The 579-nt window shown below is 45.4% G+C and carries 2 protein-coding genes; both read right to left on the reverse strand.

Annotation, left to right across the window (positions count from 1 at the left end):
• A partial coding sequence (locus ACS8FD_RS23055) for a glutathione S-transferase N-terminal domain-containing protein (RefSeq protein ID WP_439277569.1) occupies window positions 1-248 on the reverse strand: 248 nt, incomplete at its 3' end.
• Between the two features lie 48 nt (window positions 249-296).
• A partial coding sequence (locus tag ACS8FD_RS23060) for a type 1 glutamine amidotransferase family protein (RefSeq protein ID WP_459252182.1) occupies window positions 297-579 on the reverse strand: 283 nt, incomplete at its 5' end.

The raw sequence follows: 579 nt of genomic DNA on the forward strand, positions 1-579 counted from the left end.
CGCAAACTCTCAGGTGCAAAGCGCTCACTTAATATTTGGGTGATCGCTCCTGATTCTGCATACATCACCCCATCTATTTCGATAACGGGCGATTTACCAAGTGGGTGTACTGCTTTAAGACTGTCCGGTGCCAAGTTGGTGTTGGCATCACGTTGATAACTGACAATCTCATAGGGTTCGCCAAGCTCTTCTAAGAGCCAAAGCGTACGTAGCGAGCGCGATTGATTAAGATGATGTAAACGAATCATAATATTGGCCTTTTTTGCTTAGTATGTGGTATTAATCATCGAATGCTATTAGCCTTTAAGCTTAGCAATCAAACGTTTGGCGGCTTCTTCTGATGAGGCTGGATTCTGACCTGTGATGAGCAGACCATCTTCGACCACAAACGATTCCCAATCAGCGGTTTTTTCATAGTTGCCACCATTGGCTATCAGTGCATCTTCTACTAGGAATGGCACCACATCGGTAAGGCCAACCGCTTCTTCTTCAGTGTTGGTAAAGCCAGTAACTGTCTTGCCTTTTACCAAGTACTCACCGTCAACCTTGACGTTTTTGAGTGCGGCAGGAGAGTGACAA

The sequence above is a fragment of the Psychrobacter sp. 1U2 genome (assembly GCF_051847575.1).